Source organism: Flavobacterium sp. (genome assembly GCF_021151785.1).
Lineage (GTDB): Bacteria > Bacteroidota > Bacteroidia > Flavobacteriales > Flavobacteriaceae > Flavobacterium.
In genome coordinates this window covers 1-17504 of sequence record NZ_JAGKWP010000006.1, presented here as the reverse complement: position 1 = coordinate 17504, position 17504 = coordinate 1, and the positions used below count along the sequence as shown (strand labels likewise).

Annotated in this window: 21 protein-coding genes, 1 tRNA gene and 1 pseudogene; 10 read left to right on the top strand and 13 right to left on the bottom strand. The window is 32.7% G+C overall.

The genetic code is table 11. The features are described from left to right. Positions 1 to 100 precede the first annotated feature (100 nt). From ssb (QZ824_RS01365) to QZ824_RS01355, 3 genes are all read left to right on the top strand, one after another. A complete protein-coding gene (ssb, locus tag QZ824_RS01365; RefSeq protein WP_291274248.1) occupies positions 101 to 421 on the top strand; it encodes a single-stranded DNA-binding protein in 321 nt (106 codons plus the stop codon). Positions 422 to 482: 61 nt separating this feature from the next. Continuing rightward, a complete protein-coding gene (gene ssb / locus QZ824_RS01360; protein ID WP_291274247.1) occupies positions 483 to 806 on the top strand; it encodes a single-stranded DNA-binding protein in 324 nt (107 codons plus the stop codon). A 7-nt stretch (positions 807 to 813) separates the two neighbouring features. Further along, on the top strand, positions 814 to 1260 hold the full coding sequence (locus tag QZ824_RS01355; protein WP_291274246.1) for an HRDC domain-containing protein: 447 nt from the start codon (positions 814 to 816) through the stop codon (positions 1258 to 1260). Between the two features lie 29 nt (positions 1261 to 1289). Here the strand turns inward: QZ824_RS01355 and QZ824_RS01350 are convergent, their stop codons facing one another. The 4 genes and pseudogenes from QZ824_RS01350 to metG form a co-directional block, all read right to left on the bottom strand. Beyond that, positions 1290 to 2192, bottom strand: coding sequence for a histone deacetylase (locus tag QZ824_RS01350; RefSeq protein ID WP_291274245.1), 903 nt, complete (start codon positions 2190 to 2192; stop codon positions 1290 to 1292). Between the two features lie 47 nt (positions 2193 to 2239). Beyond that, positions 2240 to 2860 carry a chloramphenicol acetyltransferase gene (locus QZ824_RS01345; RefSeq protein ID WP_291274244.1) on the bottom strand — a complete coding sequence of 207 codons (621 nt, stop codon included), beginning with the start codon at positions 2858 to 2860 and terminating at the stop codon, positions 2240 to 2242. After that, a complete protein-coding gene (locus QZ824_RS01340; RefSeq protein ID WP_291274243.1) occupies positions 2857 to 3543 on the bottom strand; it encodes an HAD family hydrolase in 687 nt (228 codons plus the stop codon). The genes QZ824_RS01345 and QZ824_RS01340 overlap by 4 nt, the downstream gene beginning before the upstream one ends. A 47-nt stretch (positions 3544 to 3590) precedes the next feature. Further along, a pseudogene (gene metG / locus QZ824_RS01335) lies at positions 3591 to 5663 on the bottom strand (methionine--tRNA ligase); the annotation flags it as partial. 199 nt (positions 5664 to 5862) lie between these two features. Between metG and QZ824_RS01330 the strand changes: the two are divergent. The 3 genes from QZ824_RS01330 to QZ824_RS01320 all read left to right on the top strand — a co-directional run bounded on the left by QZ824_RS01330 (position 5863) and on the right by QZ824_RS01320 (position 7898). Then, positions 5863 to 6759 (top strand): LD-carboxypeptidase, encoded by an 897-nt coding sequence (locus QZ824_RS01330; protein ID WP_291274242.1) that lies wholly within the window; start codon positions 5863 to 5865, stop codon positions 6757 to 6759. A gap of 31 nt (positions 6760 to 6790) precedes the next feature. Then, the gene (locus QZ824_RS01325) at positions 6791 to 7153 is read left to right on the top strand and encodes a YraN family protein (protein ID WP_291274241.1); all 363 of its coding nucleotides are present in this window, start codon (positions 6791 to 6793) and stop codon (positions 7151 to 7153) included. Positions 7154 to 7235: 82 nt separating this feature from the next. Further along, positions 7236 to 7898, top strand: a complete 663-nt coding sequence (locus QZ824_RS01320) for an aspartate kinase (RefSeq protein WP_291274240.1) — start codon at positions 7236 to 7238, stop codon at positions 7896 to 7898. Between the two features lie 48 nt (positions 7899 to 7946). Here the strand turns inward: QZ824_RS01320 and accC are convergent, their stop codons facing one another. The 6 genes from accC to pdxA all read right to left on the bottom strand — a co-directional run bounded on the left by accC (position 7947) and on the right by pdxA (position 12928). After that, positions 7947 to 9296 (bottom strand): acetyl-CoA carboxylase biotin carboxylase subunit, encoded by a 1350-nt coding sequence (gene accC, locus QZ824_RS01315; protein ID WP_291274239.1) that lies wholly within the window; start codon positions 9294 to 9296, stop codon positions 7947 to 7949. Between the two features lie 84 nt (positions 9297 to 9380). After that, positions 9381 to 9869, bottom strand: coding sequence for an acetyl-CoA carboxylase biotin carboxyl carrier protein (accB, locus tag QZ824_RS01310; protein ID WP_291274238.1), 489 nt, complete (start codon positions 9867 to 9869; stop codon positions 9381 to 9383). A 35-nt stretch (positions 9870 to 9904) separates the two neighbouring features. Continuing rightward, positions 9905 to 10900, bottom strand: a complete 996-nt coding sequence (locus QZ824_RS01305) for a beta-ketoacyl-ACP synthase III (RefSeq protein ID WP_291274237.1) — start codon at positions 10898 to 10900, stop codon at positions 9905 to 9907. A 149-nt stretch (positions 10901 to 11049) separates the two neighbouring features. After that, entirely contained in the window at positions 11050 to 11244 is a 195-nt protein-coding gene (rpmF, locus tag QZ824_RS01300; protein ID WP_014389594.1) for a 50S ribosomal protein L32, read from the bottom strand. Positions 11245 to 11250: 6 nt separating this feature from the next. Next, positions 11251 to 11796 carry a DUF177 domain-containing protein gene (locus QZ824_RS01295; RefSeq protein ID WP_291274236.1) on the bottom strand — a complete coding sequence of 182 codons (546 nt, stop codon included), beginning with the start codon at positions 11794 to 11796 and terminating at the stop codon, positions 11251 to 11253. Between the two features lie 82 nt (positions 11797 to 11878). After that, on the bottom strand, positions 11879 to 12928 hold the full coding sequence (pdxA, locus tag QZ824_RS01290) for a 4-hydroxythreonine-4-phosphate dehydrogenase PdxA (RefSeq protein ID WP_291274235.1): 1050 nt from the start codon (positions 12926 to 12928) through the stop codon (positions 11879 to 11881). A gap of 47 nt (positions 12929 to 12975) precedes the next feature. On the opposite strand from pdxA, the gene QZ824_RS01285 reads away from it, so the two are divergent. Then, the gene (locus tag QZ824_RS01285; RefSeq protein WP_291274234.1) at positions 12976 to 13566 is read left to right on the top strand and encodes a riboflavin synthase; all 591 of its coding nucleotides are present in this window, start codon (positions 12976 to 12978) and stop codon (positions 13564 to 13566) included. Positions 13567 to 13701: 135 nt separating this feature from the next. Here the strand turns inward: QZ824_RS01285 and QZ824_RS01280 are convergent. Together QZ824_RS01280 and mce are read right to left on the bottom strand one after the other, a co-directional pair. After that, positions 13702 to 13775 (bottom strand) — tRNA-Ile (locus tag QZ824_RS01280). An 87-nt stretch (positions 13776 to 13862) separates the two neighbouring features. Further along, entirely contained in the window at positions 13863 to 14267 is a 405-nt protein-coding gene (gene mce, locus QZ824_RS01275) for a methylmalonyl-CoA epimerase (protein ID WP_291274233.1), read from the bottom strand. A gap of 81 nt (positions 14268 to 14348) precedes the next feature. Here mce and rbfA point away from each other — a divergent pair, with 81 nt between their 5' ends. Genes rbfA through QZ824_RS01260 form a run of 3 tightly spaced genes read left to right on the top strand, consistent with a single transcriptional unit; the run spans position 14349 to position 16448 of the window. After that, positions 14349 to 14741, top strand: coding sequence for a 30S ribosome-binding factor RbfA (gene rbfA, locus QZ824_RS01270; RefSeq protein ID WP_291274232.1), 393 nt, complete (start codon positions 14349 to 14351; stop codon positions 14739 to 14741). A 1-nt stretch (position 14742) separates the two neighbouring features. Next, positions 14743 to 15942 carry an FtsX-like permease family protein gene (locus QZ824_RS01265; protein ID WP_291274231.1) on the top strand — a complete coding sequence of 400 codons (1200 nt, stop codon included), beginning with the start codon at positions 14743 to 14745 and terminating at the stop codon, positions 15940 to 15942. Next, entirely contained in the window at positions 15939 to 16448 is a 510-nt protein-coding gene (locus tag QZ824_RS01260) for a nuclear transport factor 2 family protein (RefSeq protein WP_291274230.1), read from the top strand. The genes QZ824_RS01265 and QZ824_RS01260 overlap by 4 nt, the downstream gene beginning before the upstream one ends. A gap of 30 nt (positions 16449 to 16478) precedes the next feature. Here the strand turns inward: QZ824_RS01260 and QZ824_RS01255 are convergent, their stop codons facing one another. Then, positions 16479 to 17432 (bottom strand): NAD-dependent epimerase/dehydratase family protein, encoded by a 954-nt coding sequence (locus tag QZ824_RS01255; RefSeq protein WP_291274229.1) that lies wholly within the window; start codon positions 17430 to 17432, stop codon positions 16479 to 16481. Positions 17433 to 17504: the final 72 nt, after the last annotated feature.

Below are 17504 nucleotides of genomic sequence, written 5' to 3'. Positions count from 1 at the left end.
TAACTAAATACCGAATACTAGATGAAGTGTGTTTCATCTTTGCAACATCAAATCGAACAAAGGATTTGAATTTTTATAAACTTTAATAAATATACGCCTTATGAAAAACAGAGTACAATTAATCGGACATGTAGGTCAAGAGCCTGAAGTTAAATTAGTAAACGGTAAAAAAGTGGCTACGATTACAATCGCAACAAATGATTTTTACTTTAATGATAAAAAAGAAAAAGTAGAACAAACCGAATGGCATCGAGTAAGTGCTTGGGGTAAAACTGCCGAAATTATTGAGAAGTATGTTATCAAAGGTAAAGAAGTAGCCGTTGAAGGTAAATTGACACACAAAAGTTATGAGGACAAAGACGGGAATAAACGCTACATAACAGAAATTCACGTTAATGAGTTACTATTATTAGGGAAATAAATTACCAAGTAGCAACATAATTTTGAAATTAATTAAACAACAGATTCATATTTTATACGCCATGAAAAATTCAGTACAATTAATCGGACACGTAGGTCAAGAACCAGAAATTAAAAATTTAGACGGAGGTAAAAAGTTGGCTTATTTTACTTTAGCTACAAATGAAGTGTATTATCGTGAAAACGGTGATAAAGTGGAAAAAACAGAATGGCATCGAGTGACAGCTTGGGATAAAATAGCTGATATTATTGAACGATTTGTAACCAAAGGCAAAGAAATTGGTATCGAAGGAAAGTTGACACACAGAAATTATGATGACAAAGACGGGAATAAACGCTATATCACAGAAGTAATTGCGAATGAAATTTTGTTAATTAGTAAATAAGAGCATTATGCAAGTTAGCGTTTTTTCAATCCGTCTGGATACTACTTTTTTGGAGCATGACCAACAACAACTAAATGCTTTTTTAAATTCGGTTACATTTAAGAAATCGAGTACGCAATTTGTAGACAAAGAAGAACCTTACTGGTCAGTGATTGTTTATTATGAAATAGAAGCACAACTAAAAACAGAAATTCAAGAACGTTCAGAACGGAAATCGTATGATGATTTAAATTCGAAAGAAAAACAAATTTATAGTTATTTGAATCAGTGGAGAAATGAAAAATCAGAAGCATTGAAACTTAAGAAGTTTATGATTTGTCATAATTCTGAATTAATTGATTTAGCGATGTTTAAGCCAACTACTTTAGACGAATTACAACAAATTAAAGGTTTTGGAAAGCAAAAAGCAGCACGATTCGGAGATGATATTTTGTCTATTTTGAATGCCGTTTGAAAAAAACCACCAGCGATAGTTGGTGGTTTTTATGTAAATATTTCATTCGCCATTCGATAAGTGTTGGCATGAGCGTCAATGATAGTTTTTATATCTGGAGAATAGCCACCACCCATGCTAACTTGAACGGGTATTTGAAATTTCAAACAGTTTTCAAAAACGATTACGTCACGTTCTTTACAGCCATTGATGGTACAACTTAATTTGCCTAATTTATCAGTTGCTAAAATGTCTACACCACTCAAATAGAAAATGAAATCGGGACAAACTTGATTAATTAGTTTTGGAATTTCTTTTGAAATTAATTCTAAATAATCTTCATCAGAAGTATTATCAGGTAAAGCTATATCTAAATCAGAATGTTCTTTTTTGAACGGATAATTTGATTTTCCATGGACAGAAAAAGTAAATACACGAGGGTTGTTTTGAAAAATTTCTGCAGTTCCATTTCCTTGGTGTACATCTAAATCGATAATTAAGATCTGCTTTGCTAACTTAGTGTCAAGTAAATATTGCGCCGCAATGGCTTGGTCGTTTAAAAGACAAAATGCTTCTCCACGATTGGAATAGGCATGATGTGTTCCTCCCGCAATATTAAATGCAATTTTATCTTTAAATGCATTTTTGGCACCTTCAATGGTTCCTTGGGCTAATCGAAATTCACGTTCAATTAATTCTGAAGAAAGAGGAAATCCTATTTTTCTAACTGCTCTGGGATCAAGGGTTAAATCAAGCAGTTGTTGTACATATTCTTTATCATGAACGGCAATAATATCCTCTAAATTAGGTAATTCGGGAGAGAAAAATTGACGATCAATCACTGTTCCTTCATAAAGTAATTGTTGGGGTAACAATTCGTATTTAATCATAGGGAATCGATGCCCTTCGGGAAGTGGATGTTTGTAAATAGGATGGTAGGCTATGGAATACATGTTTATTAGTCAAGTTTAATGACAAAATTCATAGAGTACAATTAGTTTTAACGGTTTAATTGGTTCTGTAATTCTTCAAAAAACAAGCTTACATGATACCCGTCCATTAACCCATGATGTACTGTAACCGACACGTTCATTTTTTGTATTCCATTTTCTTCAAAGATTTTACCTACTGAAATTTTCGGACAACTGTCGGGCCAAGTAAAACTTCTTGCGTGTGTTAATCCGGTAAAATTTAACCAAGGAATTGCTGAAAAATGAATTATATTTTCAGGATATTCTCTTGTAATTATTCCTGTTGTGTTTTGAATTCGCGCAATTTCTTTTGAGGCAATTTCTTTAAAAATAAGTAAATCTGGGTGGTATTCAATATACGAAAAACCAAATGTTTTGTCTTCTCGCATAATGGTTGCCGAGGTGTCAATTTTTTCATGAATGAAAACTTGATTGTCTTGAATTCGGTATTTAAAATTCTCAATTGTATTAACTGCGGCAAGTATTTTATGTAAGTAATAGATAAAAAATGGAACTTGTGTATTTTTTGCGTGTTCATAGGCAGTTGCAACTTCAACAGGAGCTGTTATTCCAAAAAAGGGTTCTTCAAATTGTGTAAAAAATTCGAAATGACCTTTTCTGTTCCAGTTTTCTAAATCTAGTTTTTTCATACTAAAAGATTCAAAATTTCATTAATATGTTCCACGGCTTTGAAATTGGTATGTTGAATTTCAAAATCTATCTTTTCATATTCCCAAGTAGTGTGATACGGAATATGAACGGCATGTCCGCCTAAGTTTAACACAGGTAAAACATCTGATTTTAAAGAATTTCCAATCATTAAAAAATGTTCAGGGGCGACGTCTAAGCGTTGTAACATTTTTTCATAATCCATTTCTGTTTTATCGCTCATTACTTCAATATGGTGGAAATAATGGCCTAAACCCGAATCGTGTAATTTTCTATGTTGGTCTTTCAAATCTCCCTTTGTGGCTACAATTAATTTGTATTTTCCTTTCAAAGCGGTTAAAACTTCTTCAACTTCAGGAAGTAATTCAACAGGTTTTAAGAGTAAATCTTTACCAATTTGAATAATTAATTCCATAGTCTTACCGTTTAATTGATGATTGGTAAGTTGTAACGCCGCTTCCATCATGGAAAGGGTAAAGGCTTTAATTCCAAAACCATATATGGGTAAATTTTTTACTTGATGATTCAGAATTAAACTTAATAATTCTTGTTTAGAAGCATAATTTTGAAACAATTCACAAAAACGATCTTGTGCCTCATCGAAATAAGGTTCGTTATGCCATAAAGTGTCGTCGGCGTCGAAAGCAATTATTTGTATATTCATGTTTTATATAAAAAAAGAACCCCCGATTGCTCGAGGGTATATTTGGATTATCCTATAATAGCGCCATTACTAACTCCATCCGCATCCGGATTTACAAAAACTAATTTGCCCTCTGGTGTATTGGTTAGTAATAACATACCTTCGCTTTCTACACCTCGAAGTGCTCTAGGCGCTAAGTTTACTAACACAGTTACTTTTTTACCAATTACTTCTTCAGGAGTAAAATGTTCGGCTATTCCCGAAACAATCGTTCTTACATCAATACCTGTATCTACTTTTAAAACTAAAAGTTTATTTGCTTTTGGCATTTTTTCTGCTTCAATAATGGTTCCAATGCGTAAATCTACTTTAGCAAAGTCTTCAAATGTGATGGTTTCTTTTGCAGGTTCGGCTTTCATATTGGCAATTTTATTGGCTTGTTTAGATGCTTCTAGTTTGTCTAATTGTTTTTGAATCTCAGTATCTTCAATCTGTGCAAACAATATTTCTGCTTGCCCAATTTGATGTCCTGGTTTCGTTACATTCCATTGGCTGAAATCTAAATTCCAATTGTTCAATTCGATGTTTAAAATCTTAGTTAATTTAGCAGAAGTGAAAGGTAAAAATGGTTCGGCTAATATAGCTAATACAGAAGCAATCTGTAACGCAACATACATTTGTGTTTTTACACGTTCTGGATTTTCTTTAACCATTTTCCAAGGCTCTTCATCAGCTAGATATTTATTCCCTAAACGTGCTACATTCATTAATTCACCAAGCGCTTCTCTAAATCTATAACGTTCAATTGAAGAAGCAATAACAGCTGGATACGCTTTTAATTCAGCTAAAGTTTGTTGGTCTACTTCAGTAAATTCATTAGGGTTGGGCACCACACCTTCATAATATTTGTTTGTCAATACCACTACACGATTAATGAAGTTACCAAAAATAGCAGCTAATTCATTATTATTTCTCGCTTGAAAATCTTTCCAAGTGAAGTCGTTATCTTTTGTTTCAGGGGCATTTGCCGTTAAAGCATAACGCAAAGCATCTTGTTTTTCAGGGAAATCCTGTAAATATTCATGTAACCAAACAGCCCAATTTTTTGAAGTAGATAATTTATTTCCTTCTAAATTTAAAAATTCATTTGCAGGAACATTGTCAGGTAAAATATAACTTCCTTCAGCTTTTAACATAGCTGGGAAAATGACACAATGGAACACAATATTATCTTTACCAATAAAATGTACTAGTTTGGTGTCGGCGTCTTTCCAATACGGTTCCCAATCTTTTCCTTCACGTGCCGCCCATTCTTTGGTTGATGAGATATAACCAATAGGAGCATCAAACCAAACATATAATTTTTTTCCTTCCGCACCCGCAACAGGGACATCAATTCCCCAATCTAAATCACGGGTTACAGCTCTGGGTTCTAATCCGCCTTCAACCCATGATTTTACTTGACCATATACATTTGGTTTCCAGTCGTTTTTATGTCCTTCTAACACCCATTCTCTCAAAAAGGCATCGTATTCATTTAAAGGTAAAAACCAATGCTTAGTAGATTTAAGGATAGGTTTAGAACCTGTTATGGTTGATTTTGGATTAATTAAGTCGGTCGCGTTCAATGAAGTTCCACATTTTTCACATTGGTCTCCATAAGCTTCTTCATTTCCACACTTAGGACAAGTTCCGGTTACAAATCGATCGGCTAAAAATTGATTGGCTTGTTCGTCGTATAATTGTTCTGTCGTTTCTTCAATAAATTTACCCGCATCATATAATTTTTTAAAGAATTCAGAGGCAGTGTCATGATGAATTTTTGCAGAAGTTCTGGAATAATTATCAAAAGATATCCCAAAATCTTTAAACGATTGACGAATAATTCCGTCGTATTTGTCAATTACTTCCTGAGGTGTAATTCCTTCTTTACGGGCTTTCATTGAAATGGCAACACCATGTTCATCACTTCCACAAATAAAAGCAACATCTTTTCCTTGTAAGCGTAAATAACGGGCATAAATATCAGAAGGTACATAAACTCCAGCTAAATGACCAATATGAATTGGACCGTTAGTGTAGGGAAGCGCAGCTGTAATTGTATATCTTTTTGGATTTTCTAACATATTGTTTATTTTAACGTAAAGGTCTACTTTAACTAAGGTATAACTTTACGGATTTAATTAAATTAAAATTTAGTGCAAAAATAATTCATTAGTAGTGAATTCCCGCATTTTTGAAATGTTTTTGTGTATTTTTGAATGAAGTTTACAAGTAAATAGCATGCGTTACTTTATACTGATACTTTTTCTAACTTTAAATTCATATTCACAAAAGAAAATGAAAATACCACCGTTTTTAAAAAAAGGCGATACTGTTGCTATTGTATGTACTGCAAGAAAATTTTCCCCGGAAGATGCTCAACCAGCCATTGCATTACTTGAATCATGGGGTTTACATGTCAAATTAGGTCAAACTATTGGTTTGGATAGTTGTCAATTGGGTGGCACAGATGTTGAACGTGCAGCCGATTTTCAGACTCAATTAGATGATGATCATATTAAGGCTATATGGTGTGCAAGAGGAGGGTATGGCACAGTTCGAATTATAGATCAATTAGATTTTTCTAAGTTTGTGAATCATCCTAAATGGGTTATGGGATTTAGTGATGTGACTGTGTTGCATAGTCATATTCATACATTGGGGGTGGCTACTCTACATAGTATTATGCCGTTTACTGTTCCGAAGGCTCCTGAAGAAGTAAGAGCAACTTTGAAAGCAGCTCTTTTTGGCGAGAAACTAGTTTATCAAATTCCTACCAAATTTTATGATATTCAAGGAAAAGCAAAGGGTATCTTGGTAGGTGGAAATATATCCATTTTATATAGTTTACTAGGGTCTAAATCGTCAATTGATACACGAGGGAAAATCCTATTCATTGAAGATTTAGATGAGTATTTATATCACATAGACCGTATGATGTACAATTTAAAACGTAATGGTTATTTTGATCAAGTGAAAGGAATCATCGTTGGAAGTATGACTGATATGCATGATAATGAAATCCCTTTTGGCCAAAATGAAGTTCAGATTATTACTGCAATTGCTCAATCATATGACATCCCTATTGTTTTTGAATTTCCAGCAGGTCATCAACGCGATAATCGCACCTTGATTTTAGGTAGCTTCGTTGATTTTGAAGTAAATTCGACAGATGTTATTCTTAGATTTCATTAATGATTATTTTAATTAGTTTAAAAGTTTTGCTATGGCAAATCATAATGAGTTAGGCAAATTTGGTGAACAAGAAGCAGTAGCTTATTTAATGTCCAATGATTATGAAATATTGAATCAGAATTGGACTTTTGATAAAGCTGAGATTGATATTATTGCTCGTAAAGGTAAAGTATTAGCTGTTGTTGAAGTAAAAACACGTTCGAGTTTAGAATTTGGTTTACCTCAAGATTTTGTTAAACCAAAGAAAATAAAGTTATTAATGAAAGCTGTTAATGAATATGTAACTCTTTATGATTTAGATTTAGAGATTCGTTTTGATATTATTTCGGTTCATATTGAAAATGGAGTTACTCAGATAGAACATTTGGAGGATGCGTTCTATAATTTTGATTAATTTGTGTTAAATAATTTTGCATTATGTTATAATTTTAACATTTAGTATATATTTGCACAAACACAACTAAAAAAAGAATAAAATGAAAACTGTTGCTTCTGTTGTTGAACAATATTTGAAAACTAAACCATTTTTGTTGAGCTCTTTATCTGAAGGAATTATTAATTTAACTTCATTATCTAGGCTAATTATGCCTGAAATTGAATTGCATTTGGGTAAAGATGTTAAGCAAGGAGCTGTTGTGATGGCATTAAAAAGAGTTTCTGAGGAACTCGATTTTAAGATTAGTCATAAGGTTTCTAGAGTGATGCAAAATATCGGTGAGATTACAGTTCGTTCTTCGTTAACTGATTATACATTTACTACGTCAGAGACTTTGTTAGACAGTCAAGCGAAGTTAATGTATGAAATCAATAAAATAAAAGATGTTTTTTATACTTCATCAAGAGGTGTGAATGAGACGAACATTGTGGTAAGCTCTTCCGTGAATAAATTAGTTGAATCAGCCTTAAAGAATGAAAAACTATTAAGTAAAAAAGAAAATTTATCTTCTATTACCATTAAATTACCTCAAGATAACGTTTCTACCCCAGGAGTTTATTACTATATTTTTCAATCTTTGGCATGGGAAGGTATTATTATCAATGAGGTTATTTCTACAACAAATGAGTTTACTATTATTGTTGATGAAAGTCAAGTAGATATTGCTTTTAAAGTAATGAAGGATATTAAAAAGATGAATTAATTTTATATTTAAAAAAGGCCAATCGTTAGATTGGCCTTTTTTAAATAATTATTCTGTTGGTTCTTCCATAACCCATGATTCCATGAATTTGGTAGTGTAATTACCTGCCACATAATCAGGATGATCCATTAATTGTCTATGGAATGGAATCGTAGTTTTAATGCCTTCAATTACAAATTCGTCAAGCGCACGTTTCATTTTGTTAATCGCTTCTTCTCTAGTTTGAGCAGTAGTGATTAATTTAGCAATCATTGAATCGTAATTTGGTGGAATGGTATAGCCTGCATAAACATGAGTGTCTAAACGGACTCCGTGTCCACCTGGTGCATGTAAAACGGTGATTTTTCCTGGAGAGGGTCTAAAATCATTATAAGGGTCTTCTGCATTGATACGGCATTCAATAGAGTGTAATTGTGGATAGTAGTTTTTACCAGAAATTGGCACCCCAGCAGCAACTAAAATTTGTTCACGAATTAAATCATAGTCAATTACTTGTTCTGTAATAGGATGTTCTACCTGAATACGTGTATTCATCTCCATGAAATAGAAATTTCTGTGTTTATCTACTAAAAATTCTACTGTTCCTGCTCCTTCATATTTAATGTACTCGGCCGCTTTAACAGCTGCTTCTCCCATTCTTTCTCTCAGGTCATCAGTCATGAAAGGTGAAGGTGTTTCTTCAGTTAATTTTTGGTGACGACGTTGTACTGAACAATCTCTCTCAGATAAATGACATGCTTTACCAAAAGAATCTCCAACTACTTGAATTTCGATATGACGAGGTTCTTCAATAAGTTTTTCCATGTACATACCGTCATTTCCAAAAGCAGCAGCAGCTTCTTGACGTGCGCTTTCCCAAGCCTTGTCTAATTCATCTTCTTTCCAAATAGCACGCATTCCTTTACCACCACCACCAGCAGTTGCTTTCATCATTACGGGGTAACCAATTTCTTTTGCTATTTTTTTGGCTTCTTCTAATGATTCTAAAATTCCTTCTGAACCTGGTACACAAGGCACACCCGCTTCTTTCATGGTTGCTTTAGCTGTAGCTTTATCGCCCATTTTCTCAATCATTTCAGGAGAAGCACCGATGAATTTTATACCGTGTTCTTGACAAATTTTTGAAAACTTAGCATTTTCAGATAAAAATCCGTATCCAGGGTGTATAGCATCTGCATTAGTAATTTCAGCAGCAGCTATTATATTAGACATTTTTAAGTAAGAAAGATTACTTGGTGCAGGACCAATACAAACTGCTTCATCAGCAAACTTAACGTGTAAACTTTCTGCGTCTGCCGTAGAGTAAACCGCAACGGTTTTGATGCCCATTTCTCTACAAGTTCTAATCACACGTAATGCGATTTCACCTCTATTGGCAATTAATATTTTTTTAAACATAATAATTTAATTAGATAATTAGACAATGTGTCAATTAGACAATTTTGAAGATAAATCACTTCAAATTTCTAATTTCTAACTTATTTATGATGGATCAACTAAGAATAATGGCTGATCAAACTCAACAGGAGAAGAATCGTCTACTAAAACTTTTACAATTTTACCTGAAACTTCTGCTTCAATTTCGTTGAATAATTTCATAGCTTCAACTACACAAACTACATCTCCTTTTGAGATTGTACTACCTACCTCTACAAATGGAGCTTTATCAGGAGCTGGTTTTCTATACAATGTTCCAATCATTGGTGACTTGATTGTGATGTATTTAGACGTGTCTTCTGCATCACTACTAGGGGCAGTTGGAGTTGCAGCAGCTACTGGAGCTCCAACTGTTGGAGCAGCTACCATTTGTTGTATAGGTTGTGCAACAGGAATATGTTGAACATAAGTTGATTCTGTTCCTTCTGGAGTTGTTTTAATAGTGATTTTGAAATCATCCATTTCCAATTTTACTTCTGTAGCACCAGATTTAGCTACAAATTTAATCAGGTTTTGAATTTCTCTAATATCCATAATGTTGATAATTGGTTTAGTTTGATTGTTATTTTTTATTTGTTATAAGCCCATTTTAAGTACACAGCTCCCCATGTAAATCCACCACCAAAGGCAGCAAAAATAATATTATCTCCTTTTTTTAATTGGTTTTCAAAATCAGAGAGTAAAAGCGGTAGGGTGGCTGAGGTTGTATTTCCATAACGATGGATGTTGACTAAAACTTTTTCTTCGTTAAGTCCCATTCTATTTGCAGTAGCATCAATGATACGTTTGTTGGCTTGGTGTGCTACTAACCAATTGATGTCATCATGTGTTAAATTATTGCGTTGCATTATTTTTTCACTCACATCTGCCATACCTGAAACAGCATATTTGAATACTGTTTTTCCGTCTTGAAAAACATAATGTTGCTTGTTCTTAATTGTTTCTTCACTAGGAGGTAGAATGGAACCACCAGCTTCGATTTTTAAAAATTCTCTTCCGATTCCATCGCTTCTTAAGATTTCATCTTGAAAACCTAAACCTTCAGTATTAGGTTCAAATAATACAGCACCTCCACCATCTCCAAAAATGATACAAGTGGCACGGTCTGTATAATCTATAATAGAGGACATTTTATCAGCACCTATTAGAAGTACTTTTTTGTATCTTCCAGATTCGATGTAAGAGGAGGCAACAGAAATTCCATAAAGGAAACTTGAACAAGCCGCTTGTAGGTCAAATGCAAAGGCATTAACAGCTCCTATTTGTGTAGCAACGTAAACGCCTGTAGATGCAACAGGCATATCGGGTGTAGCAGTTGCCATAATCACTAAATCAATTTCTTTTGGGTCTAAATTAGCTTTCTCAATTAAGTTTTGAGCAGCTTTTATGGCTAAATATGAAGTTCCTTGACCTTCTTCTTTGAGTAATCTTCTCTCTTTAATTCCTGTTCTTGTGGTAATCCATTCATCATTTGTATCTACCAATGTTTCTAATACTTGGTTAGAAAGCACATAGTCAGGAACATAAGAACCAACAGCTGTTATTGCGGCAGTAATTTTATTCATAAAATAATTTCTTTGCAAAAAAATTTGATGCGAATAGCGCGGAAAATTACAAAAAAAATTCCGTAACAAACATCAAAATTGGAGATAATTGTTTTCTAAATAAAAAAACTCTCACAGTGTGAGAGTTTCTCATTATTTTTCTTAAGAAATTATGCTACAGCTTCAGTTTTGTCAATAACAACTTGACCTCTGTAATACATTTTTCCTTCATGCCAGTAAGCTCTGTGATATAAGTGTGCTTCACCTGTTACTGCACAAGTAGCAATTTGAGGAACTGATGCTTTGTAGTGCGTTCTTCTTTTATCTCTTCTTGTTTTCGACTGTCTGCGTTTAGGATGTGCCATTTTATTCTATTTTTTATTTTTATCCGTTAATAGTTTTTTTAAACTTTCCCATCTAGGGTCAATCTCTTCAGTTTCTTTTTCTTTATTTTCAGTTGGAGAAAATTTTTTCAAATTATGTAATGCTTCTGATTGTAAACTCCCATCTTTTACGCCAGGATGTATTCTTTTAGCAGGAATTGACAATACAATCATTTCATAAATATATTGAGCGACATTGACTTGAAATTCTCCATGAGGTAAAACGATGTATTCCTCATTTTCGTCGTTAAATTCATCTCCAAACTTAACAATCAATTTTAATTTTCCTTTTATTGGTAAATCAAAATCTTCATTTGTTAAATCACAAGGGAGGTTGACTATTCCGCTGTGTGTGAAGTTTAACTCAAGCATAGTGCTTTTTTTCTCTAGCTGTACTTTCACTTTAATGTTAGAATCATTAAATTCTTCAAAATTAAAGTGATTAAAGAACGTATTGTTTACAAGAAACTCAAACTGGTGTTTTCCTAATTTTAATCCAGAAAATTGAATTAAAAATTCTTTAATATTGTCCATAACAACAGCTTTACCCTTCTTTTAAGGTGTGCAAAGATACAAAAATATTAGAAATACAATAGTTTTGTGTGCTTTTTTTTCTTTAATCTTTATTAGCGTTAACTTTTAAAGGATTGTTTGTTAGTTCGTTATATTCGATTCTATTCTTAAAAATGTCTATTGCGCTGTAAACGGCCTCTCTAAATGAGTTTTCATTGGCTTTGTTTTTACCTGCAATATCATAACCAGTTCCGTGATCAGGAGAGGTTCTAATTTTGTTTAAACCACCAGTATAATTGACACCTTCGCCAAAAGATAAGGTTTTAAAGGGAATTAATCCTTGGTCGTGGTACATGGCTACAACAGCATCAAATTTGCAATGTTGACCTGAACCAAAAAAACTATCGGCAGAAAAAGGTCCAAATACTTGTATTCCTTTTTTGAATAGGTGCTCTAAAGCAGGTTTTACTATAGTGTTGTCTTCATTACCAATTACACCATTGTCTCCACAATGCGGATTGATTCCTAGAACGGCAATTCTGGGTTTGTTGATTCTAAAATCAGTAATCAAGGTTTGATTAATCGTTTTGATTTTCTTCTCGATTAATTCTTTTGTGATGTGTTGGTTTACTTCATTCAATGGAACATGGTCTGTAATGAGTCCGACTTTGATATCTTCATGAATCATAAACATCAAGGCATCTCCTTCTAGTTGTTCATTCAAATAATCTGTGTGACCTGCAAATTTATATTCATCGGATTGAATATTATACTTATTAATTGGCGCAGTAACCAAAACATCAATTTTGTTTTCTTTCAATGCTTTGGTAGCTGCTTGAAAAGATTTAATTGCATATTTGCCAACATTATCGTCCAATGTACCATACTCCAAGTTAACTCCTTCCTTCCAAACATTTAAAACGTTTAATTTACCTGGAATTAATTGCTCAATTTTATCAATTCCATTGATGTTTGAGGTGAGTTGGTAGCTTTTTTTTAAAAATGAAACAATTTTTGCATTGGCAAAAATGACAGGAGTACAAGCTTCTAACATTCTTGTGTCTTCAAAAGTTTTTAGAATGACTTCTGGACCAATTCCGTTCATGTCTCCGATAGAAACACCAACAATTATATTTTCAGCATGTTTTACCATTTTATTTTTTTAATTTTGATGCAAATTTATAAAAAATATTGCTAGTTATGTTTACAGGAATTATAGAATCGTTAGGAATTGTCAAAGCGATAGAAAAAGAAGGTGAAAATATTCATTTAACCATTACTTCCTCTATTTCAAAAGAATTAAAAATAGATCAAAGCGTGGCTCATAACGGGGTGTGTTTAACTGTTGTTGCTTGTGATGAATATTCACATGTAGTTACTGCTATTCAAGAGACTCTTGACAAGACAAATTTGAGTTCTTGGAAAGTGGGTGAAGCAATTAATTTAGAGCGAGCGATGAAATTAGGAGATCGTTTGGATGGTCATATTGTACAAGGCCATGTAGATCAAATAGCTACATGTATTGATAAAGTTGATCAAGATGGTAGTTGGTTGTTTACTTTTGAATATGATAAAAAAATGAACAACATTACTATTGAGAAAGGTTCTATTACAGTAAATGGAACAAGTTTGACAGTAGTGAATTCGGGAATTAATACTTTTTCTGTGGCGATTATTCCATATACTTACGAGCATACGGTTTTCAAAAATATAATTATTGGGTCAATAGTGAATTTGGAGTTTGATGTTATTGGTAAATATGTAACTAAATTAGCGTCTCTAACAAATTAAAATTTTGATTTTTACGACAGAGTAATCTTTTTTATTGTAATAGAATTTATTTACGAAAAAGAGAATTGTTTTAACTGAATGTTGAAGATGTTTCTAAAATAAAAAAAGCCTTTACAATTTGTAAAGGCTTTTTTGTGGTCCCACCTGGGCTCGAACCAGGGACCACCTGATTATGAGTCAGGTGCTCTAACCAACTGAGCTATAGGACCAGTTAATTGAGGTGCAATATTACTGCTATTTTCTATTTACTGCAAATTTTTTTTAAGGTAATTCAATATTTTTTTGGTAACTTCCTGTTAGTTAGCAATTTCTTGGCACAACTCAATTAACACTCCATTTGTGCTTTTGGGATGTAAAAAAGCAACTAACTTATTATCGGCTCCTTTTTTAGGTGTTTCATTAAGAACGATGAAGCCTTCCTTTTTTAGGCGTTCTATCTCAGCCTCAATGTCATCGACGTCAAATGCAATATGATGAATGCCTTCACCTTTTTTCTCGAGGAATTTAGCTATTGGACTGTTTTCATTAGTAGCTTCTAGAAGTTCAATTTTATTCGGGCCACACATGAAGAAAGAAGTTTTTACTCCTTCGCTTTCTACTTCTTCTGTTTTATATGCAGGTGTGCCAAATAATTTTTCGAAAATTTCATTAGAAGTGGCAATACTTTTAACTGCAATTCCGATATGTTCAATTTTTTTCATATTTCTTTATTTTAAAGATACAAAAGTACTATTGATTTAGAAACTTTTCTAACTTCTTTTTAAAAATTGTATTTTTGCATCATGGAAACAAATAGACAAAAAAAAATAGGAACCTTAATACAAAAGGATATTGTAGATATTTTACAAGGTGAAGTTCGAAAAAATTCAATCACTAATTTGATTATTTCGGTTTCAAAAGTAAATGTTACTTCAGACTTATCTATTGCAAAAGTATACTTAAGTATTTTTCCTTCGGATAAAGGCCCTGAATTATTGATAGCTATTAAGACAAATGCACCTTTAATCAAACATGAATTAGCACAGCGTGTCCGTCAACAATTAAGAAGAGTTCCTGAGCTTATTTTTTATTTAGACGATAGTTTGGATTACATTGAGAAAATTGACAATGCTTTAGCAGGTAAAGATAATCCAATTGAGAATCCTGATTTATTAGACAAAAGAAAAAAATCTTAATTTGAATTTTCCTTTTTACATCGCAAAGCGTTATGCACTTACTTTTAGTAAAAGTACGGCTATCAATGTAATTACAATGATAGCTTCTCTAGGTATTATTGTTGGAGCTATGGCATTATTTGTGGTGTTGTCTGTTTTTAGTGGTTTGCGAACATTTAGTTTAAGTTTTTCAAATGCAACGGATCCAGATTTAAAAGTGCTCCCTCTTTCTGGAAAAAGCATGATTCTTTCGCCTCAACAACTTGTGGACCTAAAAAATTATAAAGGTATTGCGGTTTTTAGTGGTGTAATTGAAGAACGGGCATTGTTCTTTTATGACGGTAAAGAGCAAGTAGCACAATTGAAAGGAGTAGATTTAAATTACAGTAAAAGTAATCAAATAAATAAATTTTTATATGCTGGCACATGGTTAGAACCTGAGTCCAATCAAGTTGTTGTAGGTAGTGGAATAAGCCGCAGACTATCATTAGGTTTGTTTGATTATAATAATGTATTAGAAGTTTTTATACCTAAACCAGGAAAAGGATTAATTGAAAATCCAGAGGAGGCTTTTAATTCGGCAAAGTTAATTACAACAGGTATTTTTCAGGTAAGTGAAGATGTGGATGATAAATATGTTTTTTGTGATTTTTTGTTAGCCAAAGAATTGTTGAATTACAAAACAAATCAAGTTTCTTATCTCGAATTAAAACGAGCTCCTAATTTTACAGAAGAAGAAGTTATAGCGCATTTGCAAACTATTTTGGGCCAAAAAATAGTAATTAAAAATAGAGCTCAATTAAATGACGCACTTTACAAGATGCTGAATACTGAGAATATTGCTGTTTATTTAATATTTACATTAGTTATTATCGTTGCCTTATTTAATTTAATTGGAGCATTAATTATGATGATTATTGAGAAGAAAGCGAATTTAAAGACTTTGTATTATTTAGGAACGGAATTGAAATATTTGAAGCGAATTTTTCTTTTTCAAGGTAATATAATTTCTGTTTTTGGCGGCATGATAGGTTTGTTATTGGGAATCATGGTGGTTTATATTCAGCAACAATACGAATTAATCATGATTACTTCTACTTTACCTTATCCAGTTCAATTTAAAGTGGAGAATGTGGTTATTGTCCTAATGACTATAATTATTTTAGGTTTTTTGGCAGCCAAAATTGCAAGTTCATCTGTTTCAAAAAAATTATTAGAATGAGAAGTGTTGTTTTTTTATCAAGTGTTTTATTATTGTTTGGGTGTAAATCTAAATCAATTAATTCCAATTTTATTGGGAAAGATGAATTACATGTTTTTTTAAATAATTGGCATCAATCAGCGGCAGAGGCTCATTTTGATGATTATTTTAATGCCATTGCGGATGATGGAATTTTTATTGGAACGGATGCGACAGAAAATTGGAACAAAGAACAATTTAAAGTTTTTGCAAAACCTTATTTTGATAGAGGAAAAGCATGGAATTTTAAAGCAATACAGCGAAACATTTATTTCTCAAAAGATCAAAAAACAGTCTGGTTTGATGAATTATTAACTACGCAAATGAAAATTTGTAGAGGGAGTGGTGTAATACAGAAAACAAAAGATGGTTGGAAAATTAAGCATTATGTTTTGTCAATGACTGTACCTAATGAAAATGTTGATGAGGTAGTAAAAGTCAAAGCAAAATTAGAAGATATTTTACTAGATGAATTAGTGAAAAAATAGAAAAAAAGGTAGCCCATCGGCTACCTTTTTTTAGTTGTATTTATGTTTTATCAAGTTAGAAAACATTTCTGTGGTCATGCTTTCTAAATCAAAATCATTCTTCCAATTCCAATCTTGTCTTGCCGCAGTATCATTGATACTAGCTGGCCAGCTATCAGCAATCTTTTGTCTGAAATCAGGATTATAAGTAATTGTGAAATCAGGATAATGTTTTTTAATTTCTTCTGCTAATTCATTTGGTGTAAAACTCATCGCTGCTAAATTATAAGAAGACCTAATTTTGATTTGTTCTGAAGGTGCTTGCATAATTTGAATCGTAGCCTTAATAGCATCGTCCATATACATCATAGGTAGGGCGGAACGATCATTTAAAAAACATTCAAATGTGCCATTAGTAATGGCTTTGTGGAAAATATCCACAGCATAATCAGTCGTTCCTCCTCCTGCTTCTGTACTCCAACTAATTAGCCCAGGGTAACGGATGCTTCTTACATCAACACCATATTGATTATGATAATATTCACACCATCTTTCTCCAGTTTGTTTTGAAATTCCATAAACAGTTGTAGGTTCCATTACAGTATATTGTGGCGTGTTGTCTCTTGGTGTTGTAGGACCAAATACGGCAATACTAGAAGGCCAAAATATTTTTTGAATTTTACCAGCTTTGGCTAAATTTAAGACATGAAATAAAGAATTCATATTTAAATCCCAGGCAAATGCGGGGTTTTTTTCGGCAGTAGCTGAAAGTAAAGCAGCCATTAAATAAACGTCTGTAATTTGATATTTCTCTATTAGATGTTCAATTTGATTGTAGTCTAAAGCATTGACAACTTCAAAAATACCATTTTTAACCACGTCATTTTCTAATTTTCTGATATCTGAAGCTACTACATTTTCTACACCATAAGTGCTTCTGAGCTTTGCTGTTAATTCGGTACCAATTTGACCACAGGCACCAATGATTAATATTTTGGTTTGCATAGTTTGTGTTTTTACCTCACAAATATAAGATATTGCTAATTATTAGGTTTGTTATTTAGCTTAAATTTTAGA